Below are 12,170 nucleotides of genomic sequence, written 5' to 3'. Positions count from 1 at the left end.
CAGTCGGGACAGAACCGTGAAACGTACATACCAGCCCAAGAATCGGCGCCGCAAGAAGAAGCACGGCTTTCGATCGCGCATGCAAACCCGCCAGGGGCGAGCGATCTTGTCGCGGCGCCGTCGCAAAGGCCGGGCACGTCTGGCCGTCTAGCGAAATGCCGGTCGGGCGAGAGCCGTCTCGCCCCGGAGAGTCGTTGCGTCGGGCAGAGCGGCTTTGTCGCCGAGAGGACTACCGCCGTTGCTACCAAAAGGGCCGGCGAAACTTCGGGTCGCACTTAACGCTCCACTTTGTTGACAATCAGCGCGATTGCGCGCGTATCGGCATGACCGTAAGTCGGAAGGTCGGTGGCGCAGTCGTTCGGGTCAAACTCAAGAGAAGATTCCGGGAGATCTACAGGCGATGGCCTCAGCGCAGGGATCTTCCCCCACTGGACTTGGTGGTTCATGCCAAGCCGTCCTCCGCGAGAGCCACGTTCGGCGAACTGGAACGGGACCTGATCCGGGGGCTTCGGCGGGTGCTCGAGAACTCGAACCAGGCGTGGCGGCAAAGGCGGCCCTAGCTCTCGTTGCGGTCTATAAGCGCTTTCTGTCTCCTCTGTTGCCGAGGGCCTGCAGGTTTTCACCCTCCTGCTCGGAGTATGCCCGATTGGCGATTCTCAAGTACGGCTTCGTCGGTGGGAGCTTGCGAGCGCTTGGCCGGTTGCTGCGCTGCCATCCCTTTCACCCCGGCGGGGTTGATCTGCCTTAAGTTGGACGCAAAGGAGCGCCTTGGATAACAAACGCCTATTTCTGGCTGCTTTACTTTCGGTCGCAGTGCTGCTTCTCTGGCAGACGATATTCCCGAGTGCGCCCCAACCTAGCCGCGAGCCGAGCCCAGAGCCGAGGCCGATCGAGAGTCCGACCGGCGGCGCCGAGAGAGGCTCGTCCGGTTTTGCGGCCGAGCCCCGGGACGTCGGCCCGCCGGCGGGTGCCGACGCCGACCGCCGGCAAGAGACTCTCGGGGAAGAGCTCCAAGAAGAGATCGTGGCCGCCGCCGAGCGCGAGGTGGTGCTCGAGAGCGACCGCATTCGGGCGATTTTCAGCAACCGCGGTGCCCAGCTGCATTCGTTCGTCTCCAAGGAGCACTCGAATGGGTCCGGCGGCGGTGTCGACCTGGTCAAGCGTCGCGCCGAGCCCCCCTACCCTTTCGCCATCGTAGATTTCCGTGGAGCCTCCGATCCGCTCAACGACGCTCTGTTCGTTGTTTCCGAGGGAGCAGGCACCGAGGAAGATCCTATTCGCTTCGAGTATTCGGGGGCTTCGGGCCGGGCCGAGAAGAGTTTTTGGTTGCGAGATGACGGCATGCTGGGCGTGCGCCTCTCGGTGGCCGGCCGGTCTGATTGGTCCTTGTTGCTCGGCCCCGGGGTTCGAAATCCGGAGCTCGAAGAGACCGAAAGCCGCTTTGCCCGGCGGGCCGCGATCTACATGCGAGACCAGGAGGTCGAACGGCTGGATGCCCGGAAGACCGCGGAGGCCGAGCGAATCTCGGGTAGCGGAGTCTCGTGGATAGGGCTCGAGGACACCTACTTTCTGACCGGCTGGGTAGTGACCGGCGCGCCCTTCGAGTACGCGCTGGTTCGGCCGGTTTCGGGCCGGATCGCCGGCAAAGGCGAAGAAGCCGTGTTCGAGGTGGCCGCGGCCCCGGTCGAGGACGACGACGGGGTGGTTCGCGAGCTCGAGCTGCTGATCGCCGCCGGAGCCGAAGTCCTGGAAGGCTCGGCCTATCTCGGTGCCAAGCAGTATGACCACCTGGCGGTGTTGCCGAACGGTCTTCAGGAGGCCGTCAACCTCGGCTTCTTTGCGATCTTGGCGAAGCCCATTCTCTTCGGTTTGCGCTGGCTCCACCACGAAGTGACCGGTAACTGGGGCTGGGCGATCATCCTGATGACCGTGTTCATTCGCCTGATTCTGTTTCCGCTGACGCACAAGAGCTTCGTGTCGATGCAGAAGATGCAAGAGGTCAACCCGAAGATCCAGGCGATCAAGAACAAGTACCGCGGCAAGCTCAAGGACAAGCAGGGGCGGCCCAACACCGAGATGCAGCGCAAGATGAATGAAGAGGTCATGGGGCTCTACAAGAAGGAAGGTGTGAACCCTGCGGGGGGCTGCCTTCCCATGTTGCTCCAGATCCCGGTTCTGTTTGCCTTCTACAACCTGCTCTCGGCCGCGGTCGAACTACGCCACGCGCCGTGGATTCTGTGGATTCAAGATCTTTCGGCACCGGACCCCTTCTATGCGCTGCCGATCATCATGGGCGCGAGTCAGTTCGTGCAGCAGAGGCTGACGCCTGCAGCGGCGGATCCGATGCAGAGAAGAATCTTCATGCTGATGCCGTTCTTTTTCACGTTTCTATTCTTGGGTTTTCCGAGTGGAATGGTGCTGTACTGGCTGACAAACAACGTCCTGGGCATCGCCCAGCAGGCCGGCTACAAGCGCTTGAAGGAAAGCCGGGCGGCGAAGACGAAGGGCGACAAGAAGTAGAGGAAGGAAAGTCCGTTATGAGTCCCGCAAAGAAGTTCTTTTCCGGCAATACGCTCGAACAAGCGGTTCTTCAGGCAGCGCGCTATTTTCAGCTCGACCCGGAGGAAGTTGCCTATGAGCAGGTCGAGCGCCGCCACGGCTTTCTCAAAGTCCGACGCCGAGTCGTGATCGGCGTCGATCCCGAAAGCCCACGTCAAGACCCGTCGTCTGTGGGCAGCCTGGCTCCGGAGCCGGAGAGGGGCGCGCCAGAGGAGAGCGTGCAGGCCGTCTCGGATGGCGGCGAGGGTGGGTCTGAGCCTGGGGAAACCCCGCAGCCGGCGGGTCGCTCCGATTCCTCTCCCCCGAGCTCGGACCCGGAGGGCGAGAACGCCTGGCTGGACCTGAGCCCCGCGGACGCGACCGAGGCTGCCGAGGAGGCGCTGCGGCGGCTGTTTCGGCTCGGCGCTTTGGACCTTTCGGCGGAGATAGCAACTACCGAGGCCGGGCTCGAGGTAGAGCTGAGCGGTGCCCACGAGGACCAGCTCTTCGAGGACCGCGGCCGCTTGCTGCTGGCGCTCCAGCACCTGCTACCGCGGATGATTCGAGGCTTGACCGGAGCCTCGGTTCCGTGCCGGGTCGATTCAGACAACTTTCACGAGGTTCGCGCCGAGCAATTGCGGGTACTGGCGCAGGATGCGGCCGCCAAAGTCCGCAGGGAACACCGAATGCAGAGCCTCGAGCCGATGTCGCCGGACGAGCGCAGGATCGTGCATTTGACGTTGGCCGACGATCCGGCCGTGGAGACCGAGAGTCACGGCACCGGTCTGTTCAAGCGAGTTGCGGTTCGGCCCATTCGCCGGCAAGCGCCGGGTCAAGACCGCGACAATCGATAGCGTTCTTTCATTGCCACGAAGCGGTCGTAGCTCTTGCGATCGAGTTCGGGGGCGAGGTGCTCTTCGAGAATCGGGAGCAGCTCGTCTTTCAGGAATCTGCCGCGGGCCATCCATTGGAAGTAGCTGCGGCCGCCATGGTGGTAGGGGCCATAGAGCTTTCCACCCGGGAAAGTACTCTCGATCCATCGAAACAGCGCCTCGTGGTCGGTGTGCATCCTGAGAGTGACCTGAGGCTGGCGCCCGTCTCCCCCGAAGTGTCCTTCCCCGACGAGCACTCCGACCAGAAAGCCTTTTGCGAATTGCGATGTATCCTGTTTCACCGTCAGGTTTCCCGTGGAACAAAGGTGCAGCGAGTTGTTTCACCGTCAAGTTTCCCGTGAAACATGGGCTGTCGTCAAGGGGGCGTTTTCGGGGCCGCTGAGGCCGTAGAATGACAGAGTGGCAACGGTCTTGGACGCAATTTCGGCAGATCAGTTTCGCAGTCGGCTCGAAGCGTCGGGCTGCGGAAGTCTCTCGGCGGATCTGGTAAGAAGACTTCTTGCCCATTACGTGGAACTCCGGCGGTGGGCCGGACGACTTGCGCTGGTGAGCGCGGGTGAAGCCGAACTGATCGTCGAGCGCCACTACGCGGAGAGCTTGCGCGCCCTACCCCTGCTCGGTGACGCCTCAACGGTGCTCGATCTGGGATCGGGCGCGGGCTTTCCGGGGCAGGTGCTCGCGGCGGCTCGCCCGGATCAGCGTTTCTGGCTGTTCGAGTCGCGGGTTCGCAAGGCCTCTTTCCTGCGCGCGGCTGCTGCCAAGGCGGAATTGTCCTGCCGTATTGTCAATGCTAGAGTTTCCGGGCGTCACCCGGTGACGGCGACAGTGACAGATGGAAAGATAGATCTGGTGACCGTCCGAGGTGTCAGGATCGATCGAGATATCTGGGCGGGCCTCGAGCCGGGGCTCGCGTTCGGGGCTCGAATCCTCCGGTGGGAGGGTCCGTCGGCCGCTCCCTGGCCCCAGGCGAGCTTGGGACGAGTGGTCGAGCTTCCGGGGCATGGGCGCAGGATCCAGGAGTGGCTTCCCTTGGCCGAGAGCCCTCGATGACAACCACGATCGCGATAGCCAATCAAAAAGGAGGCGTCGGAAAGACGACCACCGCGATCAATCTCGGCGCCGCCCTGGCGGCTCTGGAGAGAGACATTCTGATCGTGGACTGCGATGCTCAGGGCAATGCCAGCCGTGGGCTGGGAGTGGAAACGGAGGGTCCCACCGTTTACGAGGTCTTGATTGGAGAAGCCGAGATGGCGGAAGCGATTCGCCCGACATCGCTCGCCTGTCTTCAAATGGTCCCGTCGAACCGAGCGCTCGTCGGAGCCGAGGTGGAGTTTGTCGGGCTGGCAGGGTGGCAGCATCGCTTGGCGCACGCGCTGTCCGAAGTGACCGCGAACTACGACACGATCCTGCTCGATTGTCCGCCGTCTCTGGGGCACCTGACGGTCAGCGCCCTGGTGGCGGCCGACGGTGTGCTGGTGCCGCTCCAGTGTGAGTACTTTGCGCTCGAAGGCATCAAAGAGCTGCTCCAGACGGTGTCGAGAGTGCAGCAGAGCTTGAACTCGCGGCTCCAGTTGACCGGGATCTTGTTGACCATGTACGACGAGAGAACCAATCTGGCTCGCGACGTGGCTCGAGAGGTCCGAACGCACTTTGCCGGCCGGGTCTACGACACCGTGGTTCCGCGCAACGTCCGATTGGCCGAGGCACCCAGTCACGGTCTGCCGGTTCTGAACTACGACATCAGGAGCCGCGGCGCGCAGGCCTATCTGGCGCTGGCCCGAGAGGTTCTGACGAGGAGAATATGATGGCGAAGAAGAGCGGCCTGGGCCGCGGTCTCGATGCTTTGTTCTCGGAAGCGCCCGCTGCTTCGGTGCCTCGAACCGAGATCGCGCTCGACGACCTAGTGCCGAACGACTATCAGCCTCGCGCTGAGTTCGATCCCGAGGAGCTCGCCGAGCTGGCTGCGTCGATTCGTGCCCAGGGTCTCATTCAGCCGATTCTGGTGACGCCCCGAGCGAAGGGCGGGTACTCGATTGTCGCCGGAGAGCGACGTTGGCGAGCTGCGCGCGAAGCCGGCTTGTCGCGGGTGGCGGTCGTGGTGAGGGACATGGCCTCGAAACGAGAGTTTCTGGAGGCGGCTCTCGTAGAGAATATGCAGCGCTCCGACCTCAATGGCATCGAGGAGGCGGAGGCGTTTGACCGGCTGAGGCGGGAATTCGGCCTGTCGCACGAAGAGATCGCCGAGAGGGTGGGCAAGAGCCGCTCGGCGGTTTCCAACCGGTTGCGACTGCTCGGGCTGCCGGACGAGGTGCAGGGCATGTTGCGGAGAGGGCAGTTGACCGCCGGCCAGGCGCGTCCGTTGCTCAGCTTGCCGAGGGCGCGAGATCGGATCCTTTGGGCCCGGCGAGCGGTCAAGGAGGGGCTCAACGCGCGTCAGCTCGAAGCCGCGACCCGGCCGAAGGAGGCTTCCCAGCGAAGCCGAGCCCGGCCCACGGTCGATCCGGACACGGCGGCGGCGGCCGAACGCTTGACAAAACATTTACAAACGAAAATTGAAATAAAAAGACACGCCAAGGGTGGCAAACTTATCCTGGCCTTTCACTCGGAGGAAGAACTGATTCGTCTTTATGACATGCTCATGAGTACTGGGAGCGATGGATGAAGAAAACAGGATCCAGAGGTGATCTCAACGGCTTCCTCGATGAGGGCAGTTATATCGAGGGCGCTCTCCATTTCGAAGACACCTTCCGCCTCGACGGACGACTCAAGGGGCGCGTCGTTTCGCGTGGCGACCTGGTGGTCGGTGAGCACGGTGATGTCGACGCCGAAATAGAGGTTGGCAGGATCTTCGTTTCCGGGACGGTTCGCGGCAGCGTGGTGGCCCAGCACCGGGTCGAGATCGCCGCCGGTGGCAGAGTCTTGGCCGATCTCGAGACGCCCAGCCTGGTCGTGGAAGACGGCGCCGTGCTCCAGGGCCAGTGCAACATGTCCACTCAGGCCGGCTCGGTCGATCGCGATCGGCCGGAGCAGGCGCCCGAGAGGGCGCAGAACGTCACTCGGCTGCCGTTGCCGAAGAAGAGCTGAGGTCTTCTTCGACCATGGAGGGCGGCTGCCCGACCAGCGTCTCGTAGGACGGGACGAAGTTGAGCGGCGTTTGAGCCAGGAACGGCGCCGAGAAGGCATCCACCAGAACCTGGCCGTCCAACTCGCGACTGATCGGCAGCTGGGTGGCATAGAGCAACGTCGGCATCACGTCGAGGAGACTTGCGCGTTCGAGGAAGTGTCCCTGCTTGACGCCCTCGCCCATCAGAAACAGCACGCCGTCATTCGCGGGGCTGAAGCTCCCCTCGTCTGATCTTCCGGTGGTGGCGAACCAGACCCGTCGCCAGCCTTCGGGGCTCTGAGCGCCAAACGGTGAAACGATCGCCATCAGCTTGGGTCCATCTTGGCGCTCCCAGAGATCGGCCAGATAGCTGTCCAGGTGCCGGTAGTAGGCGGTGACCAGATGGGCCGCGGTTCTGCGGCGCTCGTTTCGGATGCCCTCGTGCTCGAAGGCGGAGAAGCCTCCCAGATAGCGCGTGGAGACTTCTCCCAGGCCGGGAAGCAGGATGAAGAAGCGGCGCAGATCCTGACGCTGCTCGAGAAGGAACTGCGCAAGAGACTCCCGCCAGACATCTCCGGCAAGAGCGCTCAGTACCTCCGGAGGTGCGTCGGTAAACGCGGCCAGGGGTCCGGGACCGAGCTCGTTCTGGCCAATCTGAAAGAGGATCCCTCGCTCGGCGAGCTCGGGCGGGAGCGCGGCCGGCGCCGAGAAGTTGCCCGCGAAGTATCGCTCCGAGAAGGTGAAGGCGGACGTCTCGGTAACCGGATAGAGCGAGGGCCAGGACACGACGCCTGTCCTCAGGCTCAGTCTCGAGTAGATCTCCCAGAGTGCGAGGCCGCGACGACTCGTGGCGTCGGGTCGAGCGCGGCGAAAGCCCGGCATCAATCGGTCCGGCAGCGGTAGCCCCCACGGCAGCAACGTCAGTCGCGGTTTGCCGGGAAGAAAGCCGACTCTGAGCGAGGTCTCCGAGAGCACTCCATGCTTGTACGGAAACTTGCCGGTGGCGAGCGAGGTCCACAGCGCCGAGCGCATGATCGGAGACAGTGGCTCCAATCGAGCGTGAACGCCGCCTTCCACGATCTGCCCGAAGAAGGGCAGCTGGCCCTCTTGGACCAGCGGCAGAATGGCGTCGAGGGTGGCTCCTTCGAGACCGACGACGAAGAGAGCGGGACCTTCTTCGAGCTCGACCAGCGAGGGTAGCGGCGCCGACTGGAGCCGGGGCCGGTAGGCCTCGCGACGTTCTCCGAGCGCATACACGGAGGCCAGAGAGATCACCAGAAACAGGAGGATCGATCGGCGGCCATATCGTCTCGGAGGGAAGCTGTGCAGGAGCGCCGTGTAGAAGAGCACCACCGCGGCAAAGCTCAGCAGGCCCGCGGCCTTGATCAACCGGATATTGATTCCGGGCGGTGTGTAGAAAGCCAGAAAGGAGGCCTGAATCCAGTCGGCAAGCGCCGCCGTCGCCAGCACCGCGATGATCGCCCAGGGCAGGATTCGTTGGGCCGCTCCCGGCCGCCTCCAGGTGTAGAAGGTCAGCCCGGAGGCGCTCACAACCCCCAGCAACAATCCGAGAACCGCCGATGCCCGAAAGAAACGAAACCAATCGAAAGGGATGTCGGGGTTCAAGAAGAGCAGCAGGCCGGCGAGTTGAGCGCCGGCGAGAAGACCCGGCAGCAGGTTGAGCGCTATCTCTCGCGCGCGCCGCGACGAGCCAGGCAACCGGCGAGGGGCGGTTTCAGGCATTGACGACTCTTGCTTTGCTAGATTGGAGCGACTCGCCTAGAGGGGGCCGGTGAAACAGCAGAATAACAGAGGTCCTGATGGCGCCGTTGCGCACCTTTCCTGGCCGCATCGGCTGTTGCTGTCGCTGCCCGCCGAGAGCGCCCACTCCATTGCGCTGAGCGCCTTGCGGCTCGTGCAGTCGACGCCGGTCCGCGGCCTGATCGAAAGTCGATACCGAGTAGACACCAACGACCGTCTGTCTCAAGCGAATCTGCTGGGCCAGAGGTTCTCTAATCCGGTCGGTCTCGCCGCCGGCTTCGACAAGGACGGACTCGTCATTCCCGGAATGGCTGCGCTTGGATTCGGCTGGCTGGAGGTCGGAGCGGTGACCCCGCGTGCACAAAAAGGGAATCCGCGTCCGCGACTCTTTCGATACACCACCGCGGCCAGCCTCGAGAACGCGATGGGCTTCAACAACCGGGGCTCGCGGGCACTTCACGGGCGTCTCGAGCTCTTTTATCCGGCGGCGGTCCCGCTATTCGTGAATCTGGGAAAGAACCGCGATACGCCCAACGCCCAGGCGCTCGACGATTACCTGCTGCTGATCGACACTCTCCGCGATCGCTGTGATGGCTTCGTGCTGAATGTCTCTTCGCCCAACACACCCGGGCTTCGCGACCTTCAGCGAAGGCACGAGCTTGGCGACCTGGTGCGCGGCACTCGCGCGGCGACCAACCGGCCGCTGCTGGTCAAGCTCTCTCCGGACCTCGAAGTCTCGGAAGCTCTCGAGATCGCCGAGGCGAGCGTCGCTTCCGGGGCCGACGGAATCGTCCTGGCGAACACCACCACGGACTATGAGCTCCTTCCCGGGGCCAGAAGAGTCGGCGGATTGAGCGGCCGGGTCCTGCGCCGCCGCAGTCTCGAACTGCTTGAGGCCCTGGCCGGGGACCTGTTTGGCAAATGCCTTCTGGTGAGTGTCGGCGGGGTCTCGTCCGGGGCGGATGTCTACCAGCGCTTGCGAGCCGGTGCCGGCCTGGTGCAGCTCTACTCCGCGCTGGTATTCGAAGGGCCGGGACTTGTCGCCCGGATCCGGAAAGAGCTGGTCGAGTTACTCGACCGAGATGGATACGAGTCGATAGCGGAGGTGATCGGTGCCGATCTGGAACCCAAGGGAGAGGGGTAATACCTGAGATGAAAACGAACGCTGCGCGCAAGATCGTGGTTGCATTGGACACCTCGGACTGGGATGAGTTTCGCCACTGGTGCCGGACCCTCGGCCCACGAGTGGGACTGCTCAAGGTCGGGCTCGAGGCCTTCGTCAGGTGGGGACCTCGGGCGGTGGAGGAGGCCCGGGCGAAGGCAAGGGTCTTTCTGGATCTGAAGCTCCACGACATTCCGAATACCGTCGCTCGAGCCGTCAGCGCGGTTGCGGATCTGGGAGTCGACTACGTGACCGCCCACACGACCGGGGGGAGCGACATGCTGAGCGCAGCTTCGGAGGCCGGGAGCGGCCGGGTCGGGATCCTCGCCGTGACGCTCTTGACGCACATGGATGAAGGGTCGCTCATGGGCCTGGGGATCGATGACCCGCCCGACGTCCTGGTTTCGGCCTGGGCCAGGTTGGCGCACCAAGCCGGGTGCGCCGGTGCCGTCTGCTCGCCGCGTGAAGTCGCCCGGTTGCGCGGCGTTCTGCCCGGATCCTTCACCCTAGTGACGCCGGGCGTTCGGCCGGCCGGCTCCGGCCCCGACGACCAGAAGCGCACGGCGACCCCCGCCCAGGCGCTTGAGGCGGGCGCGGATCTGCTGGTTGTGGGAAGACCGTTGACAGCGTCCGACGATCCCGAGGCCGCGCTCGAGCGTCTGCTAGCCGAGCTCTGAGCAGATCCTGGTCGAAGGAAGGCGGCAGCTAGACAATGATGACCGGTCGATCCACCTTGACCTCGAACGACCAGTCGTAGGTCGTAACGACGAGGTTGATGGGCACCGAATAGCTGTAAGAGATCCTGATCCGGCCGCCGACGCGCTTGACGTGGACCGCTTTTTTGTCGACCGGAAGGCCTAGGTTCTTGACCTGGGTGAGCACGTTGGCCGCGATGTTCTCGACCGGAGCTTCGGCGCTACGCTCGGCCTGGTTGGTCATGAAGCTCTTGAGCTCAGCGGCCTTCATCTGTGCCGGGATGGCCTGATAGGCGACGTAGGCGGCGAATCCCAGAGCTGCTAGCCACATCAGACAACCGAGCTTGCTGTCTCCCCGACCGGGTCGAAACGTCCTCATAGAGCTCTATCTTAACCTCAACCCGTCTGGCTAGCGGATCAGGCGCAAGCTCCGGCGCCAACGCGTTCGGGCTGGGAACTTGACGACGACCTCCAGCAGCTGACGCAGGCGGGGTCCCAAGCCCGGCCAGCCGGTGCCCTGATGAGCGGCATCGAAGGACCAATAGACGATGAGTGCGCGGCCCTTGACGAATTCTCGCGGCACGGTGCCCCAGAAGCGGGAGTCGTGCGAGTCGTCCCGATTGTCGCCGAGAAAGAAGAGCTCACCTTCGGGGACCGTTATCGGCCCGAAGTTGTCTCTACGCCGATACTCCTCGGAGAGAAAGATGGATCGCGGGTAGATGCGCGGATCCCGGTGAAGAACATAGGCGGATTCGTCGAGAGGCTCGCCGTTGACGAAGACGACCTTGTCTCGAATCTCGATCCGGTCGCCGGCAACGCCGATGCAGCGCTTGATGAAGTCGCGAGTCGGCTCTTCGGGGAATCGGAACACGGTGATGTCGCCCGGTCGAACCTCGCGAGCCGGTAACAGGCCACCTTCGAGGTAGGTCGGCCCGTAGATGAATTTGTTGACCAGGATGTGGTCTCCGACCAGGAGATTCTCTTCCATCGAGGAGCTCGGAATCTTGAAGGCCTGGAGTACGAAGGAGCGCGCAAACGTGGCGAAGATGACCGCGATGAGCAGGGCCTCGAGGTAGTCGCTCCAGGGATGCTTCGCGCGCGGAGTGGTCGCCGGCGGCGGGGCGTCAACCGGCGTTCGCGGCGCTGCCCCTTCCGAGGCGGCGGATGTCATCAGCGGATCACGTGGAGCGTGCGGCCCCAGCGGGTCTTGGTGACGAAGCTGGCTGCGGTCTGTCCCAGTTGTCTTAGCCGCGCCCCCCAGCCCGGCCACGATCCGTCGGGCGTCTCGCCGCCGAAGGACCAGTAGACCAAGAAGGCCCGGCCCTTGATGAAGTGAGCGGGCACCGGTCCCCAGAAGCGCGAATCGTACGAATGATCCCGGTTGTCGCCCATGCAGAAATAGTGCTCCGCGGGCACCACATAGGGCCCGAAGTCATCCCTGGAACGCAAGCCGGCCCGGCCGCGCCTGCTGTCCCGGTGCACGGCGAAGCCCGATTCGTCGACCGGCTCGCCATTCACAAAGAGCGTCTTTCCCGTGACCTGGATCGTGTCGCCGGGGATCCCGACGCAGCGTTTGACCATGTCCACCGCGGGCCGCTCGGGCGAGCGGAAGATCACGACGTCGCCACGTTGCACCTTGCGCAGCGGGAACAGGGCTTTTTCGAGATTCGAGCTTTCGGACCCGAAGATGAACCGGTTGACGAAGAGGTGGTCGCCGATGAGGAGGGTCTCCTCCATCGAAGCGCTGGGAATGTAGAAGGTCTTGAAGACAAAGGCGTTGGTGAATCCGAGAAAGATCCCGGCGATCAACAAAGCCTCGAAATACTCGCGGAAAGTAGAACGCCGTTTCTGCACATCCCTAATCTAGCAGGCACGAGCGCAAAGTCGATGACAAGCGTTTTTGCGCCAGTCCAAATGGCTTGACAGGGGGCCGGTCCCCGATGCCCTCTACCGCGCGGGCTCCGGGCCGCAGCCCTCGTGTCCAGATCCCTTGACGCCCGGGACTTGCCCAAGAGCCG

General features: G+C 63.6%; 16 protein-coding genes. 11 read left to right on the top strand and 5 right to left on the bottom strand.

What is annotated here, in order from left to right; all coding sequences use genetic code 11:
- Positions 1–16: 16 nt before the first annotated feature.
- The 5 genes from rpmH to GY769_00470 are packed head-to-tail and all read left to right on the top strand — an operon-like array spanning position 17 to position 3,392.
- On the top strand, positions 17–151 hold the full coding sequence (gene rpmH / locus GY769_00490; GenBank protein MCP4200396.1) for a 50S ribosomal protein L34: 135 nt from the start codon (positions 17–19) through the stop codon (positions 149–151).
- A 43-nt stretch (positions 152–194) separates the two neighbouring features.
- Entirely contained in the window at positions 195–560 is a 366-nt protein-coding gene (rnpA, locus tag GY769_00485) for a ribonuclease P protein component (protein MCP4200395.1), read from the top strand.
- A complete protein-coding gene (gene yidD, locus GY769_00480; GenBank protein MCP4200394.1) occupies positions 401–748 on the top strand; it encodes a membrane protein insertion efficiency factor YidD in 348 nt (115 codons plus the stop codon). The genes rnpA and yidD overlap by 160 nt, the downstream gene beginning before the upstream one ends.
- A 20-nt stretch (positions 749–768) precedes the next feature.
- Positions 769–2,520 carry a membrane protein insertase YidC gene (gene yidC, locus GY769_00475; GenBank protein MCP4200393.1) on the top strand — a complete coding sequence of 584 codons (1,752 nt, stop codon included), beginning with the start codon at positions 769–771 and terminating at the stop codon, positions 2,518–2,520.
- A gap of 17 nt (positions 2,521–2,537) precedes the next feature.
- Entirely contained in the window at positions 2,538–3,392 is an 855-nt protein-coding gene (locus tag GY769_00470; GenBank protein MCP4200392.1) for a hypothetical protein, read from the top strand.
- On the opposite strand, the gene GY769_00465 is transcribed toward GY769_00470, so the two are convergent.
- Positions 3,371–3,712 (bottom strand): hypothetical protein, encoded by a 342-nt coding sequence (locus tag GY769_00465; protein ID MCP4200391.1) that lies wholly within the window; start codon positions 3,710–3,712, stop codon positions 3,371–3,373. The two genes, GY769_00470 and GY769_00465, sit on opposite strands and share 22 nt — an antisense overlap.
- A 118-nt stretch (positions 3,713–3,830) precedes the next feature.
- Here GY769_00465 and GY769_00460 point away from each other — a divergent pair, with 118 nt between their 5' ends.
- Genes GY769_00460 through GY769_00445 form a run of 4 tightly spaced genes read left to right on the top strand, consistent with a single transcriptional unit; the run spans position 3,831 to position 6,515 of the window.
- Positions 3,831–4,481, top strand: coding sequence for a hypothetical protein (locus GY769_00460; GenBank protein MCP4200390.1), 651 nt, complete (start codon positions 3,831–3,833; stop codon positions 4,479–4,481).
- Entirely contained in the window at positions 4,478–5,236 is a 759-nt protein-coding gene (locus GY769_00455) for a ParA family protein (GenBank protein MCP4200389.1), read from the top strand. Before GY769_00460 ends, GY769_00455 begins: the two co-directional genes overlap by 4 nt.
- The gene (locus GY769_00450) at positions 5,236–6,093 is read left to right on the top strand and encodes a ParB/RepB/Spo0J family partition protein (protein MCP4200388.1); all 858 of its coding nucleotides are present in this window, start codon (positions 5,236–5,238) and stop codon (positions 6,091–6,093) included. Before GY769_00455 ends, GY769_00450 begins: the two co-directional genes overlap by 1 nt.
- Positions 6,090–6,515: a polymer-forming cytoskeletal protein gene (locus tag GY769_00445; GenBank protein ID MCP4200387.1), complete on the top strand. Its 426-nt coding sequence runs from the start codon at positions 6,090–6,092 to the stop codon at positions 6,513–6,515. Before GY769_00450 ends, GY769_00445 begins: the two co-directional genes overlap by 4 nt.
- Here the strand turns inward: GY769_00445 and GY769_00440 are convergent.
- Positions 6,484–8,277: an alkaline phosphatase family protein gene (locus tag GY769_00440; protein MCP4200386.1), complete on the bottom strand. Its 1,794-nt coding sequence runs from the start codon at positions 8,275–8,277 to the stop codon at positions 6,484–6,486. The two genes, GY769_00445 and GY769_00440, sit on opposite strands and share 32 nt — an antisense overlap.
- Positions 8,278–8,326: 49 nt before the next feature.
- Here GY769_00440 and pyrD point away from each other — a divergent pair, with 49 nt between their 5' ends.
- The gene (gene pyrD / locus GY769_00435) at positions 8,327–9,439 is read left to right on the top strand and encodes a dihydroorotate dehydrogenase (quinone) (protein ID MCP4200385.1); all 1,113 of its coding nucleotides are present in this window, start codon (positions 8,327–8,329) and stop codon (positions 9,437–9,439) included.
- Between the two features lie 8 nt (positions 9,440–9,447).
- Positions 9,448–10,134, top strand: coding sequence for an orotidine-5'-phosphate decarboxylase (gene pyrF, locus GY769_00430; GenBank protein ID MCP4200384.1), 687 nt, complete (start codon positions 9,448–9,450; stop codon positions 10,132–10,134).
- A 28-nt stretch (positions 10,135–10,162) separates the two neighbouring features.
- Here pyrF and GY769_00425 read toward each other — a convergent pair whose 3' ends face one another.
- From GY769_00425 to lepB (GY769_00415), 3 genes are read right to left on the bottom strand one after another with little or no spacing between them, the layout of a single operon-like run.
- Complete coding sequence (locus tag GY769_00425; GenBank protein ID MCP4200383.1) at positions 10,163–10,531, bottom strand: hypothetical protein; 369 nt, start codon at positions 10,529–10,531, stop codon at positions 10,163–10,165.
- A gap of 30 nt (positions 10,532–10,561) precedes the next feature.
- Positions 10,562–11,323, bottom strand: a complete 762-nt coding sequence (gene lepB / locus GY769_00420) for a signal peptidase I (GenBank protein MCP4200382.1) — start codon at positions 11,321–11,323, stop codon at positions 10,562–10,564.
- Positions 11,323–12,015: a signal peptidase I gene (gene lepB, locus GY769_00415; GenBank protein MCP4200381.1), complete on the bottom strand. Its 693-nt coding sequence runs from the start codon at positions 12,013–12,015 to the stop codon at positions 11,323–11,325. Before lepB (GY769_00415) ends, lepB (GY769_00420) begins: the two co-directional genes overlap by 1 nt.
- Between the last annotated feature and the right edge of the window lie 155 nt (positions 12,016–12,170).

The organism is bacterium (assembly GCA_024224155.1).
Lineage (GTDB): Bacteria > Acidobacteriota > Thermoanaerobaculia > Multivoradales > JAHEKO01 > CALZIK01.
Note: the sequence above shows the minus strand (reverse complement) of the source record. Positions and strands in the feature narration are given on the sequence as shown.

Excerpts from the sequence above, each read along its gene's own strand:
- GY769_00425 (MCP4200383.1), bottom strand. The coding sequence starts at position 10,531 with ATGAGGACGTTTCGACCCGGTCGGGGAGACAGCAAGCTCGGTTGTCTG.
- GY769_00445 (MCP4200387.1), top strand. The coding sequence starts at position 6,090 with ATGAAGAAAACAGGATCCAGAGGTGATCTCAACGGCTTCCTCGATGAG.
- GY769_00450 (MCP4200388.1), top strand. The coding sequence starts at position 5,236 with ATGGCGAAGAAGAGCGGCCTGGGCCGCGGTCTCGATGCTTTGTTCTCG.
- lepB (MCP4200382.1), bottom strand. The coding sequence starts at position 11,323 with ATGACATCCGCCGCCTCGGAAGGGGCAGCGCCGCGAACGCCGGTTGAC.
- GY769_00470 (MCP4200392.1), top strand. The coding sequence starts at position 2,538 with ATGAGTCCCGCAAAGAAGTTCTTTTCCGGCAATACGCTCGAACAAGCG.
- GY769_00455 (MCP4200389.1), top strand. The coding sequence starts at position 4,478 with ATGACAACCACGATCGCGATAGCCAATCAAAAAGGAGGCGTCGGAAAG.
- pyrF (MCP4200384.1), top strand. The coding sequence starts at position 9,448 with ATGAAAACGAACGCTGCGCGCAAGATCGTGGTTGCATTGGACACCTCG.
- GY769_00440 (MCP4200386.1), bottom strand. The coding sequence starts at position 8,277 with ATGCCTGAAACCGCCCCTCGCCGGTTGCCTGGCTCGTCGCGGCGCGCG.
- yidD (MCP4200394.1), top strand. The coding sequence starts at position 401 with ATGGCCTCAGCGCAGGGATCTTCCCCCACTGGACTTGGTGGTTCATGC.